Below are 25,387 nucleotides of genomic sequence, written 5' to 3' on the forward strand. Positions count from 1 at the left end.
GTACTGCTCGGCGAGCTCGCGCAGGCGGCGCTTGCCGTCGGCCGTGGGGAGGAGGACGGGGAGTCGGCGTCCGGGGAGGAGCGTCAGGACGCGTCCTTCACCATCCCGCGGACCGAGAGCTGGACGACCAGCGGCCGGTGGTCGCTCCCGGCGTCGTCGCGGTCGTCGACGACCTGGTAGCCCGAGACCTCCCAGCGTCCCGAGAAGAGGACGTGGTCGATCGGCGCGCCGAGCGCGGGCGGGACCGAGGACGGCCAGGTGCCCAGGGCGGCGCCGCCCGCGACGGTCCCCGCGTCGCGGCAGCCGCCCAGCGCGGCCGAGCCCGGCAGCCCGGTCCAGTGGTCGGCGGTGGAGTTCAGATCGCCGAGGACCACGACGTCCTCCTCCGCGGAGCAGAGCGCGGAGACCGAGAGCAGATCGCTCCGCCACTCCGCGAGGCGCGAGGGGATCGGCGCCATGGTGTGCACCGCGGCGAGGACGGGGCGCTCGGGGGTGTCGGGGCGCGCGACGAGGGACGGCGTCGATCCGGTGACGACCGCGGCGGTGTCGACGCTGTAGCCGCCGAGCGAGGGGGAGAGCAGCAGGGCCGCCCCGTCGTCGGCGCCCGACCCGGCGTAGTGGAGGGTCATCGACATCCCCTGGGCGCTGAGCGCGTTCACGACGTCCTGCGCGTGCGTCTGCGAGACCTCGAGGAGGGCGATGCCGTCGACCGCGCTCTCCCGGGCGAGCGAGGCGATCGTGTCGACGGGCACGCCGTCGTGCAGCACGTTCCAGGTCGCGAGGCGCACGTCGGCGAGGCGGTGGGCGCGCGGAGCGGCGGAGTCGTAGCCCCGCGCTCCCTGCACTCCCGCGAGCACGAGCGCGAAGACGACGCCGAGCGCCGCGAGGGCCAGCGCGAGGCGCCTGACCGGAGCGACGAGGACCGCGATCACGACCAGGACAGCGGCGAGCCCGACGGCCGCCGCGCCCGTCGCGAGCCGGAACGGCACCAGCTGGGCGAAGGGGGCCTCCCGGGCGATCCCGAAGAAGCCGGGCGCCGCGACCACCAGCAGAGCGATCGCCACGATCACCGCCACCGCGGTCTTCACCAGTCTCGTCCCCATCGCCGCCCAGGCTACTAGGGCATCGGAGGGCTCGCAGGCGGCGCGTCTACGATGAGCGCATGCATGTCGACGGGGGCCGTTACGACCTCCACACCCACTCCGTCGTCTCCGACGGCACCGAGACTCCGGCCGTCCTGGTGCGGGCCGCGGCCGCGGCCGGGCTCGCCGGAGTGGCGCTCACCGACCACGACACGACCGGCGGCTGGGCCGAAGCGCTCGCCGCGGCCGAGGAGGCGGGCATCGACCTGCTGCCCGGCATGGAGCTCTCCTCCCGCGTCGGCTGGGCCAGCGTCCACGTCCTCGCGTACCTCGTCGATCCGGCGGATCCGGGGCTCGTGGCCGAGACCGCGCGCATCCGCTCGGCCCGCACGCACCGCGCGGAGGCGATCGTCACCGCGATCGCGGCCGACTACGACCTCACCTGGGACGACGTCCTCGCCCAGACCAGCCCGGGCACGACCATCGGGCGTCCGCACATCGCCGACGCGCTCGTCGCCCGCGGCCTGGCCACCGACCGCTCCGCGGCCTTCGCGGGGATCCTCGACTGGCGCGGCGGCTACTACCGCCCGCACTACGCGCCCGACCCGGTCGACGCCGTGCGCCTGGTCCGCGCGGCGGGCGGGGTCCCGCTCATCGCGCACCCGGCCGCGAGCGCCCGCGGGATCGCGGTCGAGTCGATCCTCCCGCAGCTCGTCGACGCCGGCCTGTTCGGCCTCGAGGTCGAGCACCGCGAGAACACGGCCGACGGCAAGCGCCGCCTGCGCGAGCTCGCCGAGCAGTACTCGCTCGTCACCACGGGCTCGAGCGACTACCACGGCACGGGCAAGCCCAACCGCCTGGGCGAGAACACGACCGCGCGCGCGACAGTCGACGCGATCCGCTCCTCCGCCCGCTGAGTCGCGGAGAGCCGCTGACAGGCGGAGAGCCGCCGGATCACCGTGACCGCTGAGGGGCGGAGAGCCGCTGAGTCGCGTGGGGACACCGCTGAGTCGCGGGAGAGCCGCTGAGACGCCGAGAGCCCGCCCTCCCGCGACGGATCGCGGGGGGACGGGCTCGGGGCGCGGAGGCTCAGGCCTGCGCGTCGGGGCGCGGCGAGCGGCGGCGCGACCGGGTGCGGCGGCGCGGCTCGCTGTTGCCGTCGTGGTGCTCCTTGCTCTCGCTCGAGGGAGCGGGGCCGGTCTGCTGCGGAGCGGTCGAGTCGGCGGAGTCGGAGCGGGTGCGGCGACGCGGCGGCCGGTCGCCCCGCTCGGAGCGCTCGCCGCGGTCGGAGCGCTCGCCCCGGTCCGGGCGCGCGTCGGCCTTCGCCTCGGCGGGGATCGGGGTCGGCTTCAGCCGTCCCTTGGTCCCCGCGGGGATGTCGAGGTCGGTGTAGAGGTGCGGCGACGACGAGTAGGTCTCGACCGGGTCGGGCTGGCCGAACTCCAGCGCCCGGTTGATGAGGGCCCACTTGTGCAGGTCCTCCCAGTCGACGAAGGTCACCGCGATGCCGGTCTTGCCCGCGCGCCCGGTGCGGCCGACGCGGTGCAGGTAGGTCTGGTCGTCGTCCGGGATCGTGTGGTTGATCACGTGGGTGACGTCGTTCACGTCGATGCCGCGCGCGGCGACGTCGGTGGCGATCAGGATGTCCTTCTTGCCGGCCTTGAACGCCGCCATCGCGCGCTCGCGCTGCTCCTGGTTGAGGTCTCCGTGCACGGCCGCCGCGTTGAAGCCGCGGTCGTTGAGCTCCTCGACGATGCGGGCCGCGGCGCGCTTCGTGCGGGTGAAGATGACGGTCTTGCCGCGGCCCTCGGACTGCAGGATGCGCGCGATGACCTCGTCCTTGTCGAGCGAGTGCGCCCGGTAGACGATGTGCTTGATGTTCGCCTGCGTGATGCCCTCGTCGGGGTCGGTCGCGCGGATGTGGATGGGCTTGTTCATGAAGCGGCGCGCGAGCGCGACGATCGCGCCCGGCATCGTCGCCGAGAAGAGCATGGTGTGGCGGGTGGGCGGCGTCTGCGCGAACAGCTTCTCGATGTCCGAGAGGAAGCCCAGGTCGAGCATCTTGTCGGCCTCGTCGAGGACCATCACCTGCACGTTGGCGAGCGAGAGCAGGCGCTGCCCGGCGAGGTCGAGGAGCCGGCCGGGCGTGCCGACGACGATCTGCGCGCCGGCCTTCAGCTGCTCGATCTGGCCCTCGTAGGCCTTGCCGCCGTAGATCGAGACGATCTTGGTCGGCCGGTTGGAGGCGGCCAGCTCGATGTCCTCGGTGACCTGCACGGCGAGCTCTCGGGTCGGGACGACGATGAGCGCCTTGACGCCCGGCTCCGGGTCGGTGCCGAGGGCCTGGATGAGGGGGAGGCCGAAGCCGAAGGTCTTGCCGGTGCCGGTCTTGGCCTGGCCGATGATGTCCTGCTTCTGCAGGGCCAGGGGGATCGTCTGCTCCTGGATGGGGAACGGCTCGAGGATGCCCTTGGCGGCGAGTGCGGCGACGATGTCGTCGTCGATGTTCAGATCGGAGAAAGTCACGGAGTGAAGCGCCTGTCGTGTCGAACGGTCTACGCCCCTGTACGACTCCGGGCGCAGGGTCACCGATCCAGCGCCGGTGACATCCCGGCGAGTCTACTGCTCCCGGCCCCGCCGGCCCCGGAACCCCGCTCCTCCGGCGCCCTATGCTGAGGAAATGGCTGCCTGGTTCCGACGTCGACGTCCCCTGCTCGAGGTGCCCCGCCTGACGCCCCGCGGGGAGTCGAGCCAGAAGCGCGACCGCGTCGACCTCGCCGACCTCACCCCCGAGGTGCTGCCCTACCTCGGCCAGGTCGCCTACCTCCAGCTCGCGGTGTTCGAGGTGCTGGCGCGCGCCGTCGCCGAGACCGACGACCTCGCGGACAAGGAGGCCATCTCCTCCGCCGCCGGCACGGCGCTCGCGAAGCACCACGCCGTCGTCGCCGAGCTGCGCCGCCGCGACGTGGAGCCCGGCGAGGCCATGGCGCCGTTCCGCCCAGCGATCGACACCTTCGAGCGGCTCACCCGCGGCGCGGACCTCCACGAGACGCTGCTCTCGGCGTACATCACGGCGGGCCTGCTCGACGACTTCTTCATCCGCCTCACCGGCGGGCTGCCCACCGACGTGGGGCCGCGCATCGCGCAGACGCTCGGCGCGGACACGGGCGTCGACGGCGTGATCGCGATCCTCCGCCGCGAGATCGCCGCGGACGAGCGCCTGGGCTCGCGCCTGGCCGTCTGGGGCCGCCGCCTGGTGGGCGACACCCTCCTCGTGGCGCGCTCCGCGCTGATGGGGTCGGGCAACCACGACTCCGACGAGTCGCGGATCGAGCCGGTGTTCACCGAGCTCATCGCCTCGCACACGCGCCGGATGGACGCGCTGGGGCTCACGGCCTGACGGTTCCCGGCGTCGCACTGCCCCGGAATCCGGAACGACGGAGGCGCGGAAGTCCGAGGACTCCCGCGCCTCCGGCTCGGATCAGGGGGCGACGCGTCCCGAGAGCATCGCATGCAGGGAGGCCTCGTCGCGGCGGGCGCGGCTGCGCCCGAGCGAGAGGCCGACCGGGACGACGACCACGGCGGTCGCGACGAGGGACAGGACCCAGATCAGGCCGCCGTCCCACGGCAGGCCCGCCCAGGTCAGTGCGACCCAGACGACTGCGGCGACGAGGCCGCCGATCGCCGGGACCAGCACGGAGCCGTGCAGGTGCCGGTGCGGCAGCCCGTAGCGCGCGGCGAGACCGATCAGGACCCCGAACAGGGTGATGAAGAGGAGCTCCACGACGTGTCCGCCCGGGACGCTCTAGGCGACGAAGCCGACGCGGCGCGACTCCTCGGAGCCGACCTCGACGAAGGCGATGGTGGCGGTCGGGACGATGTAGATCTTGCCCTTCTCGTCGCGGAGGCGGAGGACGGCGGTGCCGGCCTCGAGAGCGGTGGTCACCGTCTTCTCGACCTCGGTCACGGACATCGACGACTCGAAGTTGAGCTCGCGCGGGGTGTTGACCATTCCAATACGGATTTCCACCAGCAGTGCCTTTCGGGAGGGGACGAGGGTGTCAGGATACGGGACCGCGCTCGGACGACCGCGCCGGTTTCGCGGTGAGCGGAGCGGGCGGCCGGGGCTCCCGGCGGGGACGGGCGGGAGTGTCGGACCCGGTGGCTACCGTGGTCGTGTGACCGCTCCCGCGACCCCCGCTCCCTCCACCGCAGCTTCCGTCGGCGAGGCGCTCCCGGGCGAGCCCGCGGTCGTGCTGGACGACTCCCAGCGCGCGGTGCTCGCGCTGCCCGAGGGCCGCAGCGCCGCCGTGCTCGGGGCGCCGGGGACGGGCAAGACCACGACGGTCGTCGAGCTGGTCGCCGAGCGCGTCCTCGAGCGGGGGTACCCGCCCGAGTCGGTCGTGGTGCTCGCGGCCAGCCGCACCGCCGCCACCGCCCTGCGCGACGTGCTCGCCCTGCGGCTGGGAGTGCCGACCCGGGGCCCGCTCGCCCGGACCGCGACCTCGCTCGCGTTCGAGGCGGTCACCTCCTCCGCTAAGGAGCGCGGCCTCGAGCGGCCGACCCTCCTGACCGGCGGCGAGCAGGACGCCCTCCTCTCGGAGCTCGTCGAGGGCCACCTCGAGGAGGGGACCGGCCCGCGGTGGCCGGAGGAGTTCAGCCCCGAGGTGCTGCGGCTGCGGACCTTCCGGACCGAGCTCCGCGAGTTCGGGATGCGTGCGACCGAGCACGGGCTCGACTCGGACGCGATCCGCGCCCTCGGGGTCGACGCCGAGCGAGGGGAGTGGAGCGCGGCGGCCGACGTGCTCGACGAGCTGCGCGAGGTGGTCGAGTGGATGGCGCCCCAGGCGGGCACCCGTCTGGACGCGGCGGAGTTCGCGGCCTACGCGGCCGAGGCGATCCGCGCCGGCGAGGGCGGCGAGCGGATCGACGCGCTGCGCCTCGTCGTCGTCGACGACCTCCAGGAGGCGAGCGAGTCGACGCTCGTGCTGCTGCGGGCGCTGACGGAGCGCGGGGTGACCGTGATCGCGCTGGGCGACCCGGACGTGGCGACCAGCGCCTACCGCGGCGCGGCCTCCGACACGCTCGGCCGGTTCGCCACGAGCATCGGCGCGTCCGACGTCGAGACGCTGGTGCTCGCGCGCGTGCACCGCCACTCGGCCGCGCTGCGGGCGGTCGTGTCGGCGGCCACCGAGCGGATCGGCACCGCGGCGGCCGGCCGGCAGCGGGCGGCGGTCGCGGCTCCGGCCCCCGAGGCGGGCCCGGCACCCGTCCTGGTGCTGCACGCCCCGACGGCGGCGCGCGAGGCGGCGACGGTGGCGCGGCTGCTGCGCGAGCGGCGGCTGCGCGACGGAGTGGCGTGGCGGCGGATGGCGGTCGTCGTCCGCTCCGGAGCCGCGGTCCAGCCGCTGGTGAAGGCGCTCGCGGTGGCGGAGGTGCCGACCCGCTCCGTGCTCGCCGGACGGGCGCTGCGCGACGATCACGCGGCCCGGGCGCTGCTCGTGCTGGTCGGCGTCGCGATCGGCGAGCGGCCCCTCGACGCGGAGCTCGCGGCGGACCTGCTGCTCGGCCCGTTCGGCGGGGTCGACCGGCTGGGGCTGCGCAGGCTCCGGCTCGCGCTCCGGGCGGAGGAGCTGGCCGGCGGCGGCATCCGCGCGAGCGACCCGCTGCTGGTCGAGGCCCTCGCCGCGCCCGGCCGATTCGCGACCATCGACTCCGCTCCCGCCCGGCAGGCCGAGCGGCTGGCCGTGACGATCGACCGGGTCCGCCGCCTGCACGAGGAGGGGGGCTCGATCGAGGAGCTCCTGTGGTCGGCGTGGGAGTCCAGCCGCGTCGCGTCCTCCTGGCGCGAGCTCGCCCTCGGCACCGGCCTGACCGCCGCCGAGGCCAACCGCAACCTCGACGGCGTGGTCGCCCTCTTCAGCGCCGCGCGCCGGTTCGTGGAGCGGGCGACCGGGCACTCCGCGGTCGGCTTCGTCACCGAGATCCTCGAGGCGGAGGTCCCCGAGGACACGCTCGCTCCGCGCTCCGTCGAGGACGCGGTCCTCATCGGCACGCCCTCCTCCGTCGTCGGCCTCGAGTTCGACGTCGTGGTGGTGGCGCGACTGCAGGACGGCGTCTGGCCCAACCTCCGCCAGCGCGGCTCGCTGCTCGATCCGGACGGCCTGCTGCGGCACGCCCGCGGCGAGGGCGGACTGCCGCTCGACGCCCGCAAGGCCACTCTCGACGACGAGCTCCGGATGTTCGCCCTGGCCGCCTCCCGCGCCCGGCGGCAGCTGGTGCTCAGCGCCGTCGCGGGCGAGGACGAGACGCCCTCCCTCTTCTTCCGGCTCACCCCGCCGGACGCGCCGCGGCTCGATCCGGCCTCCGCAGTGCCGCTCACGCTGCGCGGGGCGGTGGCGGCGCTGCGCCGGACCGCCACCACGCCGGACTCGACCGAGGCTCCCGCCGCCATCCGAGGGCTCAGCGCCCTGGCGCTCGCGGAGGTCCCGGGCGCCGACCCCTCCTCCTGGTCCGGGGTGCTCGAGCCCTCGACCACGGAGCCGCTCTTCGACGTCGGCGACCCCGAGCGTCCCGTCTCCGTCTCGCCGAGCCGCCTCGAGGCCTTCGAGCGGTCCCCTCTGGATTGGTTCGTCGACGCCGTCTCCGGCTCCACGACGAGCACGGCGATGGGGGTCGGCACCCTCGTGCACTGGGTCCTCGAGAACGCCGAGCGGCCCGATCCGCAGGAGCTGTGGGCGGCTCTCGAGTCGCGGTGGCCGGAGCTGGTCTTCGAGTCGCCCTGGCTGGGGGAGCGGCAGAAGCGCGTCACACGGCGGCTGATCGACGGCCTCGCGGGCTACCTCGCCGACTTCGAGCGCGGGGGAGGCGTGGTGCTCGGCCGCGAGCAGCAGTTCGAGCTCGACGTCCCGCCCGCCCGGGTGCGGGGCTCGATCGACCGCGTCGAGCGCGCGGCCGACGGCGCCGTCACGATCGTCGATCTCAAGACGGGCCGCAGCACCCCCCGCAAGGACGACATCGCCGAGCACGCGCAGCTGGGCAGCTATCAGCTCGCCGTCGCCGAAGGGGCGATCGAGGCGGCCGATCCGGCCGACGGGGGAGGCGCGAAGCTGCTCTTCGTGGCGACGGGCGTGCGCGGGAAGCCGTACCGCGAGGTGGTCCAGGAGCGCTTCGGCGAGGAGGAGCTGGAGCGGCTGCGCGATCGCGTCCGCGCCGCGGCCCTGGGCATGGCGGCGGCGGGCTTCTCGGGCCTGCTCGACGCGATCCCGTTCTCCCCCGGCGACGCCCTGCGGTACCGCATCCACGCGGTGCCCGAGGTCCCGGGGGACGGACTCCTGGCGATCGACGAGGTCGACGAGACAGAGGACCCGGAGGACTCCGAGGAGCCGGGTCCCGATGCTCCGGCCGATCCATCCGGCCCCGCCGACCCCGACCCCTCCGCCGTCCTCGAGGAGGAGCTGCCGTGATCGACGCCCTGACCATCGCCGAGCGCCTCGACCTGCGCCCGCCCACCGCCGAGCAGCGCGCCGTCATCGAGGCGCCGCTCGAGCCTGCCCTGGTGGTCGCCGGTGCCGGCAGCGGCAAGACCGAGACGATGGCGAACCGCGTCCTCTGGCTCCTCGCGAACGGCCACGCGGCGCCGTCGGAGGTGCTCGGCCTCACCTTCACCCGCAAGGCGGCGGCCGAGCTCGGCGAGCGCATCGGGCGGAGGATCGACCAGCTCGGCGCGGCGGGCCTGCTCCCGCTCGCGCCCGGGCAGTCGGCGCCCGACCCGTTCGAGGCCGCCACCGTCTCGACCTACAACGCCTTCGCGAACACGATCTTCCGCGACAACGCGGCCCTGATCGGCCGCGAGGGGGATGCGACCGTGCTCTCCGAGGCCTCCGCCTGGCATCTCGCGCGGGGAGTCGTGGCCGACACGGCCGATCCGCGCATCCTCGAGGTGGAGGCGGGCATCGACCGGCTGACCGACCTCGTCGTCTCGCTCGCGCACGACCTCGCCGACAACCTCGCCGATCCGGCCGCGGTCGCCGCGTTCGCCGAGGACTTCCTCCGCCTGGGCGAGCTCCCGCGTGGAGGCAGCGGCTCGGGGCTCTACCGCGAGCTCGAGAAGGCGCTGCAGGCCGTGGGCGCGCTGCCGGTGCTGACGGCGCTCGCCGAGCGGTTCCAGGAGGCGAAGGCCGAGCGCGGCTTCGTCGAGTTCTCGGACCAGGTGGCCCTCGCGCTGCGGATCGTCGACAGGGTGCCGCGGATCGTGGACGAGCACCGCGCGAGGTACCGGGTGGTGCTCCTCGACGAGTACCAGGACACCTCCGTGCTGCAGACCCGCCTCCTCTCGCGGCTCTTCGCCGGGCAGGGAGTGATGGCGGTGGGCGACCCGCACCAGTCGATCTACGGCTGGCGCGGTGCGAGCGCCGAGGGGCTCGGCCGCTTCGGCACCGATTTCGGGGGAGCGGGCCGCTTCTCCCTCAGCACGAGCTGGCGCAACGGCCGCCGCGTGCTGACCGCCGCGAACGCGATCGTGGAGCCGCTGTCGGCGGGGAGCGCGGTCGCGGTCGACACGCTGAGCGCGGGTCCTCAGGCCTCCGAGCACCCGGTCGAGCTCACCTTCCCCGAGACGATCGAGGAGGAGGCGGACGACGTCGCCGCCTGGTTCGCCGGGCGCCTGCGCCAGAGCGCCGAGCCGCCGTCGGCCGCGGTGCTCTTCCGGGCGCGCGCGCACATGGACCGCTTCGCCGCCGCGCTGGCGAAGCACGGCGTCCGGTACCACATCCTCGGCATCGGGGGCCTGTTGCGGCAGCCCGAGATCGCCGACCTCGTCGCCGCGCTCACCGTGGTCGAGGACCCGGCCGCCGGCAGCGAGCTCGTCCGCCTCCTGGCCGGCGCCCGCTGGCGTCTGGGCGTCCGCGATCTCAAGGCGCTGCGCGACCTCGCCTCGTGGCTCGCGGCGCGCGACCACGCGCACCGGCTGCTCCCGGAGGAGGTGCGCGAGCGGATGCGCGCGTCCGTCACCGAGGGCGAGGGCGGCTCGATCGTCGAGGCTCTCGACTTCATCGCGGCGCGCCGCCCCGGCGACGACGGGCGGATCGACCACTCCGCGCTCGGCGGGTTCAGCGCCGAGGGCCTGCGGCGCCTGCACGAGGCGGGCGCCCTGTTCGCCCGACTGCGCGCCCGGGCCGGGCTCGACCTCCTCGACTTCGTCACCCTGGTCGAGCAGGAGCTGGGCCTGGACATCGAGGTCGAGGCGAACGAGTCGCGCGGGGACGGCCGCGCCAACCTCGAGGCCTTCCGGGAGGCGGTGGCCGGGTACCTGCAGACGGACGACCGCGGCGCCGGCACCGGCTCCTCCCTCCGCGGATTCCTCCGCTGGCTCGTCCTCGCGGACAAGCGCGACGGCCTGGCCCCGCGACCGGAGGACCCGGAGCCGGGGACGGTGCAGCTGCTGACGATCCACGGCTCCAAGGGTCTGGAGTGGGACCTCGTCGCCGTCCCGCGGATGGTCGACGGCGAGCTCCCCGGCACGCCGGTCGAGGGCTTCCGCGGGTGGGTCAGACTGGGCGCGATGCCCTACGCGTTCCGCGGCGACGCCGCCGAGCTCCCCGATCTCGCCTGGCGCGGCTGCAGCACGCAGAAGGAGGTCGTCGACGCGATCGGAGCGTTCGGCGACACCCTCCGCGAGCGCAACGAGGCGGAGGAGCGGCGTCTCGCCTACGTGGCCGTCACGCGGGCGCGTCACCACCTCCTGCTCAGCGGCTCGTGGTGGGCCGGCCAGGCCAAGCCGCGCGGACCGGGCGTCTTCCTCCGCGACCTCGAGGAGGCCGGCACGATCCCGCCGCTGCCGACCGAGCCCGCGAACGAGGAGAACCCGCTCGAGCGGGCCCCGCGCACGTTCCGCTGGCCCCACGATCCGCTCGGCTCCCGCGGCGACCGGGTCCGCGCCGCCGCCGCCCGGGTCCGCAGCGCCGAGCCCGCTCTGCTCGGGGCGCGCGGCGACGACATCCGCCTGCTGCTCGCCGAGCGGGCGGTGCGGCTGGCCGGGGGCGAGCGCACGCCGCTGCCCACCCGCATCCCCGCCTCCCGGTTCAAGGACATCGTCAGCACGCCGGACGAGGTCGCGGCGCAGCTGCGCCGGCCGATGCCGGAGCGCCCCTACCGGCAGACCCGGCTCGGCACGACCTTCCACTCCTGGGTCGAGAACCGCTTCGGCGTCCAGGGCGGGGCGGAGGCGGTCGACACCTTCCCCGACGAGCTCGACGACGCCGGCCCCGCGAGCGTCGAGCAGGAGCGGCTCGACGCCCTGATCGCCACGTTCGAGCGCTCGGAGTGGGCCGACCGGCGCCCGGAGGCGGTCGAGATCGAGATCCACCTCCAGCTCGCCGGCCACGTCGTCGTCTGCAAGCTCGACGCGGTGTACCCGACGGAGGACGGCGTGCAGATCGTCGACTGGAAGACCGGGCGGGCGCCGAAGGACGCCGCCGACCTCGAGCTCAAGCAGTTCCAGCTCGCGCTGTACCGGCTCGCCTACTCGCGCTGGCGCGGAGTGCCGCTCGAGAGCGTCGACGCCGTGTTCTACTTCGTCGCCGACGACCTCGTGCTGCGGCCCGAGCGGTTCTACTCCGAGCGCGAGCTCGCGGAGTCGCTCTCCTCGGCGACGGGCGCGAGCCCGCGGCCGTGAGCGGAGGAGCTCGTGCGGGCTCCCGGCGTGCGGTTGAGCAGCTCCTCGACCTCCGAGACCGCCAGCACCGGGCCGGTGTCGGTCGAGAGGGGCGCGGAGAGGTCGCCGAGCACGCTGTCGACCAGCGTGTCGAGCATGGCGACCGCGTCGTCCACGATGGCGGAGTCGTCGGTCTCGGTGCCGTGCAGCAGCCAGCGGGCGAGTTCGAGCTCGGCGTAGAGCTGGGCGCGCTGGCGGATCGTGCGGTCCACTGCTCCCGCGCGCATCCGGGAGTAGGCGGAGAGCGCCGTCTCGGAGCCCGGGGCGCTCAGCAGCCAGTGCAGGTCGCGCGCCGGGTCGCCGACCCGCAGCGCCGCCCAGCCGAGCACGGCCGCGACGACGTCGCCGGAGCGGAGGAAGGAGTCGGCGGTCATCGAGCCGTTCACCACGGTCGGGTCGAACTGCCAGAGCGCCTCGTCGGAGGAGGCCGACTCCCAGCGCGCGACGAGCGCCGCCGGGACGTGGCCGGTGTCGGCCGCGCGCTCGATCACCGCGACCGTCTCGTTCACGCTGTCGCGCGCGGTCGCGATCGGCAGGCCCGCCTCCTGGACGAACGACACCGGGAGCGAGTGGATCGCCCCGACGGCCCGGCCGATCGAGTCCGCGAGCCCGCTCTGCGCGGCCACGTCGTCGATGAGGACGCGATCTCCCTCGAGGTACTCGTAGACGACCGCGCGGGTGCCGTCGAACGGCGTCTGACCCACGCTCTCCTGCAGATCGAAGGGCAGGCGGCTGCGGATGCCGGCGGTCAGCGCCCGGAGCGCGACGAGGTCGCCGAGCTGCTCCTGCTCCGCGAGCGCGGACGTGGGCACGCGCACGACGAGGCGGGCGCCCTCGCGCGTCGTCAGCAGGGCGGAGTCGAAGTCGCCGTGCGTCGAGGAGGTGAAGGGGCGCGCGGAGCGGACGTCGAGGCCCTCGACGGCCGAGGTGGCCAGCGCGGCTAGAGTGAGATGGGATCTGGCCATGGTTTCCAGGGTAGGCGGCTCGTGCCCGGCCGGCCCGCCGCCACGCGCTGTCCCGCCGATGCCGTCGAAGGCCCGCGACAGCGGTCCTCGCGGCCCCCGTCACGAAATGAGCCCCGGATGTCACTGCCCTTCGCCGATCGCCTCCCGCTCTCGCGACAGGCGGCCGACCGCGACGGCGTCGGACGCTCGCGGCCCGCGCTCTTCGACGAGCTGCTCGCCGATCCCGCCACCCGCGTGCTCGTCCTGAACCACGACCGGACCCTGGTCGAGGCCGACCGCCTCCTCCTGCGCCGCCCCGAAGACGTGACCGCCGGCACCCTCCGGATCTACCTCGGCCGCACGCTCGCCGAGGCCCCCGGCGAGCCGGTCGGAACCCCTGTCATCGCGACCGTCCTCACCGACGCGGCCGCCGCCGAGCTCGAGCCCGACGAGGAGCGGTGGAGCGGCCTGCGCCCGATCGCCGAGCGCCTGAGCGACCGCGACGCGGGCCTGTTCACCGAGGCTCTCGCCATCGCGAACTGGCACGCCTCGCACGGCTACTCGCCCCGCAACGGCGACCCGACCGTCGTCGAGCAGGGCGGCTGGGTCCGCCGCTCGCCCACCGACGGCAGCCAGGTCTTCCCGCGCACGGATCCGGCGATCATCGTCTGCGTCCTCGACGCGGACGACCGCCTCCTCCTCGGCTCGAACGCGATGTGGGGCACCGGCCGCTTCTCCCTGCTCGCCGGCTTCGTCGAGCCGGGCGAGTCGCTCGAGGCCGCCGTGATCCGCGAGATCGGCGAGGAGTCGGGCATGCGCGTCGTCGACCCGCAGTACCTCGGCTCGCAGCCCTGGCCCTTCCCCGCCTCCCTCATGGTCGGCTTCACCGCCCGCCTCGCCGAGGACCAGTCCCCGGATGATCTGCTCCCGGACGGCGAGGAGATCGTCGAGCTGCGCTGGTTCACCCGGCAGCAGCTGCACGACTCGCTCGAGTCCGTGCTGCTGCCCGGCCGCTCGTCCATCGCCCGCGCGATGATCGAGGACTGGTACGGAGGCGAGCTGGAGAACGGCCCGATCGCGTGACCCTGCTCGACGGACTCGACGAGGGGCAGCGCGAGGCGGCGGAGGCGCTGCTGGGGCCGGTCTGCGTGCTCGCGGGAGCGGGCACCGGCAAGACCCGGACGATCACGCACCGCATCGCGCACGGAGTGGCGACCGGCGTCTACACGCCCGGCCGCGTCATGGCCCTGACCTTCACCAGCCGCGCCGCGGCCGAGCTGCGCTCGCGCCTGCGGGTGCTCGGCGCCGGCGGTGTCCAGGCCCGCACCTTCCACGCCGCCGCCCTCTCGCAGCTCGGCTACTTCTGGCCGCAGCTGGTGGGGGGCACGATGCCCCAGCTGCTCGACGGCAAGGCCCGCCTGCTCGGGCACGCGGCCGAGCGGCTCCGCCTGAAGCTCGACACGGCGACGCTTCGCGACCTCTCGGCCGAGATCGAGTGGCGGAAGGTGTCCGCCCTCTCCCTCGAGCAGTACGCCGTCGCCGCCCGCACGCGCCCCCTGCCCGGACGGCTCACCCTGGAGCAGACGGTCGCGCTCGTGGACGAGTACGAGGGGCTGAAGGACCAGCGCCGCCAGATCGACTTCGAGGACGTCCTGCTCGTGACCGCCGGGATGCTCGAGTCCGAGCCCGCGATGGCGATGCAGGTGCGCGAGCAGTACCGCTTCTTCGTCGTCGACGAGTACCAGGACGTCTCGCCACTGCAGCAGCGGCTCCTGGAGCTCTGGCTCGGCGACCGGAGCGACCTCTGCGTCGTCGGCGACGCCAGCCAGACCATCTACTCCTTCGCGGGTGCGCGGGCCGACTATCTCCTCGACTTCCGGTCCCGCTGGCCGGCCGCCACCGTGGTGCGCCTGGAGGAGAACTACCGCTCGGCCGTGCCGATCGTGCAGACCGCGAACCGCCTCATGCGGGGCAGGCCCGGCGCCCTCTCGCTCCACGCCGTCGCCGCCGCCGAGGCGCCGGAGCCCGCGATCGACGCCTACCCGGACGACATCGCGGAGGCGCGCGGGATCGCGGCGCGGGTCGCGGCCGACATCGAGGCGGGGGTGCGCCCCTCCGACATCGCGGTCCTCTTCCGCACCAACAGCCAGTCGGCGGTCATCGAGCACGCCCTGCACGAGCGTGGAGTGAGCGCGCACATGCGCGGCGGCAAGCGCTTCTTCGACCTGCCCGAGGTGAAGCAGGCCGTGATGCAGCTGCGCGCGGCGTCCGTGTCGATCAGCGGCGAGCCGCTGTTCAAGTCGGTGAGCGACGTCCTCCGCTCGCTCGGCTGGAGCGCCGAGCCCCCGTCGGCGCCCGGTGCGGTGCGCGACCGGTGGGAGTCGCTGGACACGCTGGCCCGCCTCGTCGACGAGGCCCCTGCCGGATGGACCTTCCGCCAGTTCACCGACGACCTGATCGCACGCCAGCAGGTGCACCACGAGCCGGACCGCGGCGCGGTCACCCTCGCCACGCTGCACTCGGCGAAGGGCCTCGAGTGGGAGTCGGTGCACCTGATGGGGCTCGCCGAGGGCCTGCTGCCGATCTCGTACGCCGCCGGCCTCGAGGCGATCGACGAGGAGCGGCGCCTCCTCTACGTCGGCATCACCCGGGCCCGCCGGCGCCTGCGCCTCTCGTGGGCGCGCTCGACGGTCGGCCGCGTCACGCGGAGGGAGCCGTCGCGCTTCCTCGAAGAGCTCGGCACGCGCACTCGGGGTGCGGCTCCCGCTCCCGCACGGTGAACGCTCCGGAGGCGTCGCTGTAGACCCGCTCGGCCGCGCGGAGCCCTCGCCAGCCCGCGAGGAGCCGCCGCAGCACGGCGTCGGCGGCCGCCACGGCGATCGCCGCGCTCGCGAGCGGCGTGCGGGTGGGGGCTGAGCGGCCGAGCACCTGGATCACGAGGCGCGCGCGATCCGGGTCGAGGTCCATCCGGTCCCGCTCAGCGCAGTGCAGGCACGGTCCGGACCCCGGCTCCACCAGGGGTCCGAGGCGCACCGATTCGTCGCCGAACACCACCGCCAGGTGCGGCACATCGGCCGCGAGCCAGTGCGCGGCGCGGGCGGGGGCGACCGCGAAGTCGGCGATCAGCACGGCGAGGTCCGGCGTCCCGTCGTCGGCGAGCAACGAGCAGCCCTCGCTCCGGAGCAGCGTGCGCAGTGCGTCCGGTGCCGCGCCCGTCCCCTCGACGACGACCCGCGGTGCCGGGGGAGGGCCGGGCTCGACGCTGCGCAGCAGGACCGGCCGGAGCGCCTCGAGCACCTCGTCGACACGCGCCTCGCTCGCTCCGGCGCGCGCCGCGATCAGGCGGACGGTGCCGGCGCTGGTGCCCACGCGGAGGGCGTCGAGCAGCAGCTCCTCCGGGTAGCCGACGCCGTCCAGGACCGCGTGCGGCCGGTCGAGGCCGAGCTGCACCGCGGTCGCTGAGCGCCAGAGCAGGGGGAGTCGGGGATCGAGCCGGAGCACCATCCGGCGATCATGGCCGAGACCGGCCCGGCGCCGCGCGAGTTGTCCACAGGCGGGCGCCGGACGGGGGTCAGACGGGGCGGTCGCCCGTGGGGGAGGAGCCGCGGTCGTCGTCGTCCGGCGACCCGTCGTCGTCGGTCGTGTCCGGGGCGTCTCCGGAGGCGCCGTCGCCCTCGCGCGGCATCGTGCCGTTCAGCAGGTCCTCCAGCGCGCGGTCCATCTCGTCGGGCTCCGGGGTCTCGCCGCGGGCCTCGGCCGTGAGCCGGGCGACGAGCGCGCTCGGGTCGTCCAGGTCCTCCGAGCCGGGGAGCAGGTCGGGGTGCGACCAGAGGGAGTCGCGGGCCTCGGGCCCGACGGCGTCGGTCACGGCCTGCCACATCGCGGCGGCCTCGCGGAGGCGGCGCGGGCGCAGCTCCAGGCCGACGAGGGTGGCGAAGGCGGATTCGGCCGGCCCGCCGGAGGCGCGGCGGCGGCGGACCGTCTCGGCGATCGCCCCGGCGCTGGGCAGGCGAGTGGTCGCCGCCGCGGTGACGACGTCGACCCACCCCTCGATGAGGGCGAGGACGGTCTCGAGGCGGCCGTGCGCGGCGAGCTGCTCCTCCGTCTTCGGCGGGATGAGCGCGCCGGAGGTCATCGCGTCGCGGAGCTCCTCGGGGTTCGACGGGTCGAAGCCCTCGGCCAGCTCCTCGAGGCGGGTGGTGTCGATGCTGATCCCGCGCGCGAAGTCGGTGATCTGCGAGATGAGGGCGAGACGGAGCCACTTGCCGTGCCGGAAGAGGCGGGCGTGCGCGAGCTCGCGGACCGCCAGGTACAGCTGCACCTGGTCCAGCGGGATGTCGAGACCCTCGCCGAACGCGGCGACGTTCTGCGGCAGGATCGCCGCGTCGTTCTCCTCCAGCAGCGGGATGCCGATGTCGCCGCCCGAGACGACCTCGGCGGCGAGCTGCCCGACGACCTGGCCCAGCTGCAGGGCGAACAGGGTGCCGCCGATCCCGCGCATCATGCCCTCGGCACCGGCGATCATCGCCTGCATCTCCTCCGGGGCCTGCTCGCGGAGCACGCGGGTCAGCGCGTCCGAGATGCTCAGCGCCACCGGCTCGGCGAGCTGGGTCCAGACCGGCATCGTCAGGGAGATCCACTCGAGGCGGCTGATCGAGCGCGGCGTGCGGCTCAGCTCGGAGACGTACGCGACCTCGTCGAGCCAGAGCGCGGCGACGCCGAAGGCCGCGTCGATCGGGGCCCGCACGGAGTCGGACACCGGCGCGGACTCGGCGCGCGCGAGCTGCTTCGCCTGCTCGAGCGAGAGCGTCCAGTTGACGCCGCCGTCGCCGTTCTGCTGCATCGCGCTCTGCAGCTGCGAGAGCAGGTTCTGCAGGGCCACCGGGTCGTTCGGCAGGCCTGCCGCTCCTGCGAGCTGCGAGGGGTCGACCGGGCCGTTCCCCGAGAGGAACTGCCGCAGCATCTCCCGGAACTCGTCCTCGGAGCCGCCGCCCGCTCGGTCCGCACTGTCGCCATCGGCCATCGGGATCAGCCCTCCGTCGCTCACCTGAATCCGGTCGCCGCACCGCCTCCGCGGCCCTGCACAGGGCGCCGGTTCCGGCGCGACTCCCAGTCGTGCAAGCTACGTTAGCCCGAGCGCCCGGGGCCTCGGCGTGCAGAGCACCGCTCGGGCCCAGCCCGCTTCCGCCCGCCGCGAACATCCCGGCGGAGCCGCTCCACCCGTTGCCAGAAAGGCCCCCGTGTCGCTGTTCTCCGACGACCCGCGCCCCTCCTCCTCCTCGCGCCGCCCGTGGGTCGGACCGGTCGTCCTCCTCTCGGGTGTCGCCGTCGTGGTCGGTCTGGGCGTCGCGCCCGCCCCCTACGTGATCGAGCAGCCCGGCCCCGTGTTCGACACCCTGGGCAGCAGCAAGGACGTGCCCCTCATCTCGATCCCGGACCGCACCACCTACCCCACGGCCGGCACGCTCGACATGCTCACCGTGTCGGTCGTCGGCAACCCGCAGAGCCTGCCCACCTGGGTCGAGGTCGCGAGCGCCTGGTTCGACAGGACCAAGGCGGTCGTCCCGGTCGACGCGATATTCCCTCCCTCCTCCACGGTCGAGGAGCGCGACGAGGCGAACCAGGCCGAGATGACCGACTCCCAGCAGGAGGCGATCGCCGCCGCGCTCACCGAGCTCGGCTACCCCGTCGAGCAGCGCGTCTCGGTCGTGCAGGTGCCCGAGGGCTCCCCGGCCGAGGGCGTCCTGGAGGCGGGGGACGAGATCCTCGCGGTCGCGGGCACTCCTGTCGCCGACGCGACCGCCCTGCGCGCGACCCTGCAGACCCTCGGCACCGGCTCCCCGGTGCAGGTCAGCATCGAGCGCGAGGGCGTCCGGCAGGAGGTGGAGGTCACGCCGCGCGACTCGAACGGCGCCGCCGTCATCGGCGTCCTCCCCGGAGCGGCCTTCGACTTCCCGTTCGAGGTCGACATCCAGCTGGACGACGTGGGCGGGCCGAGCGCGGGCATGATGTTCGCCCTCGGGATCATCGACAAGCTCACCGAGGGCGAGCTCAACGGCGGGCGGAGCGTCGCCGGGACCGGCACGATCGACGCGGCCGGCGAGGTCGGCGCCATCGGCGGGATCCGCCAGAAGCTCTACGGGGCGGAGGGCGCCGGAGCCGAGTACTTCCTCGCCCCCGCGACCAACTGCAACGAGGTCGTCGGCCACGTCCCCGACGGGCTCGACGTGCTCGCGGTCTCGACCCTCGACGACGCCCTCGCCGCCCTGAAGGGCATCGCCGCGGGCGACACCTCCGGGCTGCCGGACTGCAGCACCGCCGCTCCCCTCGACTGATCCCGCCCGCCGACCCCGGGTCGACGCCCAGGTGAGCCGGACAGCCGTCGCATAGCATGGGTGGCCTCCCCTCACATCTCGACAGCAAGAGGCCCTCACGTGAGTTCCACAGCAACCGAAACCCCGCCGCGGAAGAGACGGAGCGTCCTCGCCGTCACTGTCGTGGTGGTGGCCGTCCTGGTGGTGGCGTTCTTCGTCTTCGCCGGTCTGTACACCGACATCCTCTGGTACGACCAGCTCGGCTTCCTCTCCGTGCTCACGACGCAGTGGGCGGCGGCGGGCGGTCTCTTCGTCATCGGCTTCGTCGCCATGGCGGTGCCGGTGTTCATCAGCCTGATGCTGGCTTACCGCCTCCGGCCGGTCTACGCGAAGCTCAACTCGCAGATCGACCGCTACCAGCAGGTCGTGGAGCCGCTGCGGCGCCTGGCCACCTTCGGGATCCCAGCGGTGCTCGGCCTCTTCGCCGGCGTCTCCTCCGCCACCCGCTGGCAGACGAGCCTCACCTTCTGGAACCGCACGCCCTCGGGCACCACGGATCCGCAGTTCGGCCTCGACACGTCGTTCTACCTCTTCGAGCTGCCCTTCTACCAGAGCATCGTCGGCTTCGCGTCGGCGGTCCTGCTGATCTCGGCGTTCGCGACCCTCGCCACCGGCTACCTCTACGGAGCGATCCGGGTGAACGGCCGCGAGATCCGCATCTCGAAGGCCTCGCGCATCCAGCTGGCGGTCATCGCCGCCCTCTACCTCGCCGTGCAGGCGGTCAGCCTCTGGCTCGACCAGTACGCGACGCTCGCGCAGCAGGGGCCCCGCATCACCGGCGCCACCTACTCCACCGTCAACGCGACGATCCCGGGCCTGCAGATCCTGGCCGGCATCGCGGCGCTGGTCGCGATCCTCTTCGTCGTCACCGCCTTCATCGGCCGCTGGCGCTTCCCGGTCATCGGCACCGCGCTGCTGATCGTGTCGAGCCTGCTCGTCGGCTCCCTCTACCCGTGGATCGTGCAGAAGTTCCAGGTCGAGCCCAACGAGCGCACGCTCGAGCAGCCCTTCATCCAGAACAACATCGACATGACGCGCCAGGCCTACGGCGTCAGCGACGTCGACGTCATCCCCTACGACGCGACCACCGACGCGGAGCCGGGCGCCCTGCGCTCGGACGCCGAGACCACCGCGAACATCCGCATCCTCGACCCCGCCGTCGTCACCGACGCGTTCTCGCAGCTGCAGCAGTTCCGCCAGTACTACAAGTTCGGCGACACGCAGAACGCGCTCGACGTCGACCGCTACTCCATCGACGGATCGACGCAGGACGCCGTGGTCGGCGTCCGCGAGCTGAACCTCAACGGCCTCGGCACCAACCAGACCTGGTACAACCAGACGCTGGTCTACACCCACGGCTACGGCCTGGTCGCCGCGTACGGCAACCAGCGCTCGGCCGACGGAGAGCCGGTGTTCATCGAGTCCGGTGTCCCGACGACGGGCGACCTCGGCGACTACGAGCCGCGGATCTACTTCGGCGAGAACTCCCCGCCGTACTCGATCGTGGGCGGCAACGACTCGCGCGACATCGAGCTCGACTACCCCTCGGGCACCGACGGCGCGCAGCAGACCTACACGACCTTCGACGGCGAGGGCGGCCCCGCTCTCGACAACGTCTTCAAGAAGCTCGTCTACGCGATCAAGTTCCAGTCCGAGCAGATCTTCTTGTCGGACGGCGTGAACGACGACTCGCAGATCCTCTACGACCGCGATCCCGTGCAGCGCGTCCAGAAGGTCGCGCCGTACCTCAAGCTCGACTCCGACGCCTACCCGACCGTCGTCGACGGCCGCGTGAAGTGGGTCGTCGACGGGTACACCACCTCGGCCGACTACCCGTACTCGGAGGTGCAGAGCCTCTCGCAGGCGATCGCCGACACGAACACGCAGCAGCAGTTCCCGACCGACGACGTCAACTACATCCGCAACTCGGTGAAGGCGACCGTCGACGCGTACGACGGCAGCGTCACGCTCTACGCGTGGGACACCGAGGACCCGATCCTGCAGACCTGGCAGAAGATCTTCCCGACCACGGTGAAGCCCGTGAGCGACATGTCGGGTGAGCTGCTCAGCCATGTCCGGTACCCGGAGGACCTCTTCAAGGTCCAGCGCGCGGTCCTCGGCACCTACCACGTGACCGACGCGGGCTCCTTCTACTCCCGCGAGGACGCCTGGGCGACGCCGAACGACCCGACCAGCGGAGCCGCGACCACGGCCGCCGCGACCGGCACCAGCCTGCAGCCGCCGTACTACCTGACGCTGCAGACGCCGGATCAGGACGTGCCGTCGTACTCGCTCTACTCGACGTACATCCCGGCGAGCGTCCAGGGCGCGCAGGCCAGCCGCAACGTGCTGACCGGCTACCTCGTGGCCGACTCCGACGCCGGCTCGACGGCGGGCTCCGTGGCCGACGGCTACGGCACGCTCCGCCTGCTCGAGCTGCCGAAGGACGACACGGTGCCCGGCCCCGGCCAGGTGCAGAACGCGTTCACCACCGACCCGACGGTCGCGAACGAGCTGAACATCCTCTCCCGCGGCGACACCACCGTCACGAGGGGCAACCTGCTCACGCTGCCGGTCGGCGGCGGCCTGCTCTACGTCCAGCCGATCTACGTGCGCTCCAACGGAGACACGAGCTTCCCGCTCCTGCAGAAGGTGCTGGTCGCGTTCGGTGACGACATCGCCTTCGAGGACACCCTCGACGCGGCCCTCGACAGCCTCTTCGGCGGCGACTCGGGAGCCGACGCGGGCGACACCGGCACGCCGACGACTCCGGACGCGGGCACCGGCACCTCGGGCGGCGACACCGGAGGCGACGCGGGCGGCACGACCGGCGGCACCGGCTCCACGCCGGCCACGGGCGACCAGACGGCGCTGCAGCAGGCGCTGAACGACGCGCGGGACGCCCTCACGGCTCGCGAGAACGCCCTCAAGGCGGGCGACCTCACCGCCTTCGCGGCGGCGGACGAGCAGCTGACCGAGGCGCTCTCGCGGGCGCTGCAGGCCGAGGGCGGCCAGTAGCCCGCATGGTGCAGGTCGACCGCGGCGAGCACCTCCGCTCGGGGGAGTGGCTCGAGCTGAACCGCACGTACTGGGAGGAGCGCACCGGCGAGGGTGCTCTCCACCCGGAGCTCGTCACCGCGGCGCTCCTCGACCCCGGTCCGAGGATCCTCCAGCTCGGCTCGGGCGACGGGCTCGACGCGCTCGAGCTCGCCGAGCGCGGCGCCCGCGTGGTGGGCGTCGACTTCTCGATGCCCGCCGTGCGCCGAGCACGCGCCGGCGCCGCGGACAGGGACCTCGCCGGCTCCGCCCGCTTCGTCTGCGCGAACCTCTACGAGCTGCGGCACATGCTGCCGGAGCCCGACTCGTTCGACGTCGTGCTCTGCAGCGCCGGCGTCGTCTCGTGGCTCCCCGACCTGGAGGAGTGGGCGCGGCTGGTGGAGTGGTTCGTCGCCCCCGGCGGCGCGGTGCTCGTCGCCCCGTCGTCGTCCGCTCTCGTCGACGCCGACGTCCGCACCTGGTCGCGCACCTCGTCCGAGCTCGCAGCCGCCCTGACGGCGGTCGGGCTGAGCGTGGACGGGAGCGCCGTGCTGCGCGCCGCCAAGCCCGCCTGAGACCGGAGCCCGCTCCCACCGCCGCGTCGATTTGCACCGGCGCCGGAACGCGTGTAATGTCTCTTCTTGTGCCGCGGGGTGGAGCAGTTCGGTAGCTCGCTGGGCTCATAACCCAGAGGTCGTAGGTTCAAATCCTGCCCCCGCAACAAGAAAGCGAAAGCCGGTCCTGAGAAGGGCCGGCTTTCGTCGTTAACACAGGTCGCGGACGTGCTGCCCGCGGCTGACAGTGCGCGGGCGGAGACCTCAGTCGCCCTCGATCACGCTCAGCACGTTGCCCGCCGGATCGCGGAACCAGCAGATCGTCGGCCCGTGGCCGCGCATCACTCCGTCCGCATCGGTCGGCAGCGACGGGTCGTCGTAGATCGCCGTGGTGACGCCTGCCGCGTGCAGCTCGGCGACCGCCGCGTCGACGTCCTCCACCGAGAAGTTCAGGATCGTGAACGACGCCGGCTCGTGGTCCGGCTTCGGGTACGCGATCGCGCGGCCTCCGCCCGGCAGCCGGATGTCGAGGATCCCCATCGCGTTCAGCTCGACCTCGAGCCCGAGCACTCCGCCGTAGAAGGCCCGCGCCGCCTCCACGTCGTCCACGCTGAAGCCGCTGAAGGCCCTCTCGCTCCGGATCATCGCCGTCCTCCGTCCCGCGGCCGCACCGTCGCGCCCGCTCCGCTCCGGACGCTACTCCGGTCGCCCGTCCGCGTCACCGTCGGATCCGCCCGCGGCGCCGCCGACCGCGAGGCGGTCTCGCGCGACCCGCATCCGCGGACCGGCCTCCCGACGCTCCGCGCCGACGCGTGTGCCGGACCGGCCCGCACGTTAGGCTCGACCCCGATGCGAGGGGTGCTGCTGTGAGGGACGAACGCGGGGACGACGGCTCGGACGAGGGGCTCGGCGACCGCCCGACCCGGCGGGGCCTGCGGCAGGCGCCGCACGCGCTGCCCGCGGCACGCGTCGCCACTCCGGTCCTCACTCCCGTCCGCCCCGTGCGGCGCCGCCGGGGCCGTGTCTTCCGCGCGACCGTCAGCACGGTCGCCCTCGCCGCCATCGCGGGCCTCGTGGCGGTCTCCGCGCTCCCCGCCTACTCCTTCGATCCGGCACCCGATTCGCAGGCCGCCGTCGAGGCCGCCGCCCGCGTGCAGGCGCTCGGCAACCAGAAGCTCACCGTCGCGCCGACCGCGGTCCAGGAGCAGGTCATCCGCGACTCCTTCACCGCACCGACCCAGGCCCAGCTCGACGAGGCGGCCGCCCAGGCGCGCGCGCTCGCCGCCGCCGAGCAGGCCGCCCGCGACGCCGAGACCGCCCGCCTCGCCCAGGAGGCGCAGGCCGCGGCAGGCACGACCGGCGCGGACGGCGCCGCCGCGGGCAGCGGCGGCACCAGCACCTCGGTCACGCCCCGCGAGGAGGGCGACGACTACCCCTGGCGCGACCAGCTCACCGACGACCAGGGCGGCGGCCTCTCGCCGCTGCGGTACTACTACCGCGAGTGCGTCGACTTCGTCGCGTGGCGGATCAACCGCGACCAGGGCTCGACGAGCGCACCCTTCAAGTGGACCTGGGGCAACATGACCCCGGGCGGAGGCAGCGCCTACGCGTGGGCCGGCCAGTGGGCCTCCCACGGCTGGGTGACCAGCAGCACGCCCGTCCCCGGCGCGGTCGCCTGGTTCACCGGCAACCACGTCGCCTACGTGCAGGCCGTCAACTCCGACGGCACGGTCTCGCTCGAGGAGTACAACTGGGGCAACGACCACGCGTACCACAAGCGCACCATCCCGGCCTCCCAGGTCGCCCTCTTCCTCTACCCGCCGAGCTGATGACCGGCGCCGTCGGCATGGCCGTGGCGCAGTTCGCCCCCTCGACGGACCGGGAGGCGAACATCGCGACGATCGGGCGCCTGGCCCGGATCGCCGCCGAGCGCGGCGCGAGCATGGTGGTGCTGCCGGAGTACAGCTCCGCCTTCACCGATCCGCTCGGGCCCGAGCTGGTCGCGGCGGGCGAGGCGCTCGACGGCCCGTTCGTCACGGCTCTCGCGGCGCTCGCGCGCGAGCTCCGGATCCACCTCGTGGCGGGCATGGTCGAGGCGGTGGACGGGCGCCGCATCGCGAACACGCTCGTCGCGCTCGACCCCGAGGGCGCGCTCGTGGCCCGCTACCGCAAGCTGCACCTGTACGACGCCTTCGGCCAGACCGAGTCGGAGTGGGTCGCCGCGGGGGAGATCGCCGCACCCGAGACGTTCGAGGTCGGCGGCCTCGTCGTCGGGCTGCAGACCTGCTACGACCTGCGCTTCCCGGAGGTCAGCCGCTGGCTGGTCGACGCCGGGGTCGACGTCATCGCGGCACCGGCCGAGTGGGTGCGCGGCCCGCTCAAGGAGGCGCACTGGCGGACGCTGGTCACCGCCCGCGCGCTCGAGAACACGGTGTACCTCGTCGCAGCCGACCAGACCCCGCCGATCGGGGTCGGCACGAGCATGATCGTCGATCCGATGGGCGTCGAGACCGTCACCCTCGGCGAGGTCGAGGATGTCGCCGTCGCCTGGGTCTCGCGCGAGCGGATCGACGCGGCGCGCGCGAAGAACCCCGCTCTGGCGCTGCGGCGCTTCCGGGTGCTGCCGCTCTGACCGCCGCCCCCGGCCCGACGGCGCCGGGCATCCGACCGAATCCGCTGAGGC

Annotated in this window: 19 protein-coding genes and 1 tRNA gene; 12 read left to right on the forward strand and 8 right to left on the reverse strand. The window is 73.8% G+C overall.

All coding sequences use genetic code 11. From position 1 onward, the window contains the following. Positions 1–83: 83 nt before the first annotated feature. Positions 84–1,103, reverse strand: coding sequence for an endonuclease/exonuclease/phosphatase family protein (locus C5D09_RS04335; RefSeq protein ID WP_146081486.1), 1,020 nt, complete (start codon positions 1,101–1,103; stop codon positions 84–86). Between the two features lie 59 nt (positions 1,104–1,162). Here C5D09_RS04335 and C5D09_RS04340 point away from each other — a divergent pair, with 59 nt between their 5' ends. Then, positions 1,163–1,999, forward strand: coding sequence for a PHP domain-containing protein (locus tag C5D09_RS04340; RefSeq protein ID WP_104268690.1), 837 nt, complete (start codon positions 1,163–1,165; stop codon positions 1,997–1,999). Positions 2,000–2,171: 172 nt separating this feature from the next. On the opposite strand, the gene C5D09_RS04345 is transcribed toward C5D09_RS04340, so the two are convergent. Further along, positions 2,172–3,608, reverse strand: coding sequence for a DEAD/DEAH box helicase (locus C5D09_RS04345; protein WP_104224844.1), 1,437 nt, complete (start codon positions 3,606–3,608; stop codon positions 2,172–2,174). A gap of 154 nt (positions 3,609–3,762) precedes the next feature. Between C5D09_RS04345 and C5D09_RS04350 the strand changes: the two genes are divergently transcribed. After that, positions 3,763–4,482: a ferritin-like fold-containing protein gene (locus C5D09_RS04350; RefSeq protein WP_104247820.1), complete on the forward strand. Its 720-nt coding sequence runs from the start codon at positions 3,763–3,765 to the stop codon at positions 4,480–4,482. An 81-nt stretch (positions 4,483–4,563) separates the two neighbouring features. On the opposite strand, the gene C5D09_RS04355 is transcribed toward C5D09_RS04350, so the two are convergent. Further along, positions 4,564–4,866: a hypothetical protein gene (locus C5D09_RS04355; RefSeq protein ID WP_104268691.1), complete on the reverse strand. Its 303-nt coding sequence runs from the start codon at positions 4,864–4,866 to the stop codon at positions 4,564–4,566. A 21-nt stretch (positions 4,867–4,887) separates the two neighbouring features. Beyond that, on the reverse strand, positions 4,888–5,112 hold the full coding sequence (locus C5D09_RS04360; RefSeq protein WP_104224841.1) for a DUF3107 domain-containing protein: 225 nt from the start codon (positions 5,110–5,112) through the stop codon (positions 4,888–4,890). Between the two features lie 148 nt (positions 5,113–5,260). Here C5D09_RS04360 and C5D09_RS04365 point away from each other — a divergent pair, with 148 nt between their 5' ends. Continuing rightward, complete coding sequence (locus tag C5D09_RS04365) at positions 5,261–8,548, forward strand: ATP-dependent DNA helicase (RefSeq protein ID WP_104268692.1); 3,288 nt, start codon at positions 5,261–5,263, stop codon at positions 8,546–8,548. After that, on the forward strand, positions 8,545–11,757 hold the full coding sequence (locus C5D09_RS04370; RefSeq protein WP_104268693.1) for an ATP-dependent DNA helicase: 3,213 nt from the start codon (positions 8,545–8,547) through the stop codon (positions 11,755–11,757). The genes C5D09_RS04365 and C5D09_RS04370 overlap by 4 nt, the downstream gene beginning before the upstream one ends. Here C5D09_RS04370 and C5D09_RS04375 read toward each other — a convergent pair. Then, a complete protein-coding gene (locus C5D09_RS04375) occupies positions 11,694–12,761 on the reverse strand; it encodes a phosphotransferase (RefSeq protein ID WP_104262665.1) in 1,068 nt (355 codons plus the stop codon). The two genes, C5D09_RS04370 and C5D09_RS04375, sit on opposite strands and share 64 nt — an antisense overlap. Positions 12,762–12,878: 117 nt before the next feature. On the opposite strand from C5D09_RS04375, the gene nudC reads away from it, so the two are divergent. Continuing rightward, positions 12,879–13,823 carry an NAD(+) diphosphatase gene (gene nudC / locus C5D09_RS04380; RefSeq protein WP_104268694.1) on the forward strand — a complete coding sequence of 315 codons (945 nt, stop codon included), beginning with the start codon at positions 12,879–12,881 and terminating at the stop codon, positions 13,821–13,823. After that, a complete protein-coding gene (locus C5D09_RS04385; protein WP_104268695.1) occupies positions 13,820–15,520 on the forward strand; it encodes an ATP-dependent helicase in 1,701 nt (566 codons plus the stop codon). The genes nudC and C5D09_RS04385 overlap by 4 nt, the downstream gene beginning before the upstream one ends. On the opposite strand, the gene C5D09_RS04390 is transcribed toward C5D09_RS04385, so the two are convergent. Both C5D09_RS04390 and C5D09_RS04395 read right to left on the reverse strand, forming a co-directional pair. Continuing rightward, positions 15,441–16,244 carry a hypothetical protein gene (locus tag C5D09_RS04390; protein WP_104224835.1) on the reverse strand — a complete coding sequence of 268 codons (804 nt, stop codon included), beginning with the start codon at positions 16,242–16,244 and terminating at the stop codon, positions 15,441–15,443. The two genes, C5D09_RS04385 and C5D09_RS04390, sit on opposite strands and share 80 nt — an antisense overlap. A 67-nt stretch (positions 16,245–16,311) precedes the next feature. After that, a complete protein-coding gene (locus tag C5D09_RS04395; RefSeq protein WP_104247839.1) occupies positions 16,312–17,763 on the reverse strand; it encodes a zinc-dependent metalloprotease in 1,452 nt (483 codons plus the stop codon). 217 nt (positions 17,764–17,980) lie between these two features. On the opposite strand from C5D09_RS04395, the gene C5D09_RS04400 reads away from it, so the two are divergent. From C5D09_RS04400 to C5D09_RS04415, 4 genes are all read left to right on the forward strand, one after another. Then, positions 17,981–19,075, forward strand: a complete 1,095-nt coding sequence (locus C5D09_RS04400; protein WP_104224834.1) for a PDZ domain-containing protein — start codon at positions 17,981–17,983, stop codon at positions 19,073–19,075. Between the two features lie 99 nt (positions 19,076–19,174). Further along, complete coding sequence (locus C5D09_RS04405; protein ID WP_181027225.1) at positions 19,175–22,132, forward strand: UPF0182 family protein; 2,958 nt, start codon at positions 19,175–19,177, stop codon at positions 22,130–22,132. Between the two features lie 5 nt (positions 22,133–22,137). After that, a complete protein-coding gene (locus tag C5D09_RS04410) occupies positions 22,138–22,725 on the forward strand; it encodes a bifunctional 2-polyprenyl-6-hydroxyphenol methylase/3-demethylubiquinol 3-O-methyltransferase UbiG (protein WP_104268696.1) in 588 nt (195 codons plus the stop codon). A gap of 72 nt (positions 22,726–22,797) precedes the next feature. Further along, a tRNA-Met gene (locus C5D09_RS04415) sits at positions 22,798–22,871 on the forward strand. Between the two features lie 97 nt (positions 22,872–22,968). On the opposite strand, the gene C5D09_RS04420 is transcribed toward C5D09_RS04415, so the two are convergent. Further along, a complete protein-coding gene (locus C5D09_RS04420) occupies positions 22,969–23,349 on the reverse strand; it encodes a VOC family protein (protein WP_104226951.1) in 381 nt (126 codons plus the stop codon). A 221-nt stretch (positions 23,350–23,570) separates the two neighbouring features. On the opposite strand from C5D09_RS04420, the gene C5D09_RS04425 reads away from it, so the two are divergent. After that, positions 23,571–24,533: a CHAP domain-containing protein gene (locus tag C5D09_RS04425; protein ID WP_104268697.1), complete on the forward strand. Its 963-nt coding sequence runs from the start codon at positions 23,571–23,573 to the stop codon at positions 24,531–24,533. After that, complete coding sequence (locus C5D09_RS04430) at positions 24,533–25,336, forward strand: carbon-nitrogen hydrolase family protein (protein ID WP_104262671.1); 804 nt, start codon at positions 24,533–24,535, stop codon at positions 25,334–25,336. The genes C5D09_RS04425 and C5D09_RS04430 overlap by 1 nt, the downstream gene beginning before the upstream one ends. Positions 25,337–25,387 lie beyond the last annotated feature (51 nt).

The organism is Rathayibacter sp. AY1C9 (assembly GCF_002932315.1).
Lineage (GTDB): Bacteria > Actinomycetota > Actinomycetes > Actinomycetales > Microbacteriaceae > Rathayibacter.

Bases quoted from the DNA above. Each gene is read 5' to 3' on its own strand.
- nudC (WP_104268694.1), top strand. From the start codon at position 12,879: ATGTCACTGCCCTTCGCCGATCGCCTCCCGCTCTCGCGACAGGCGGCC.
- C5D09_RS04410 (WP_104268696.1), top strand. From the start codon at position 22,138: ATGGTGCAGGTCGACCGCGGCGAGCACCTCCGCTCGGGGGAGTGGCTC.
- C5D09_RS04395 (WP_104247839.1), bottom strand. From the start codon at position 17,763: ATGGCCGATGGCGACAGTGCGGACCGAGCGGGCGGCGGCTCCGAGGAC.
- C5D09_RS04430 (WP_104262671.1), top strand. From the start codon at position 24,533: ATGACCGGCGCCGTCGGCATGGCCGTGGCGCAGTTCGCCCCCTCGACG.
- C5D09_RS04350 (WP_104247820.1), top strand. From the start codon at position 3,763: ATGGCTGCCTGGTTCCGACGTCGACGTCCCCTGCTCGAGGTGCCCCGC.
- C5D09_RS04340 (WP_104268690.1), top strand. From the start codon at position 1,163: ATGCATGTCGACGGGGGCCGTTACGACCTCCACACCCACTCCGTCGTC.
- C5D09_RS04335 (WP_146081486.1), bottom strand. From the start codon at position 1,103: ATGGGGACGAGACTGGTGAAGACCGCGGTGGCGGTGATCGTGGCGATC.
- C5D09_RS04420 (WP_104226951.1), bottom strand. From the start codon at position 23,349: ATGATCCGGAGCGAGAGGGCCTTCAGCGGCTTCAGCGTGGACGACGTG.
- C5D09_RS04375 (WP_104262665.1), bottom strand. From the start codon at position 12,761: ATGGCCAGATCCCATCTCACTCTAGCCGCGCTGGCCACCTCGGCCGTC.
- C5D09_RS04390 (WP_104224835.1), bottom strand. From the start codon at position 16,244: ATGGTGCTCCGGCTCGATCCCCGACTCCCCCTGCTCTGGCGCTCAGCG.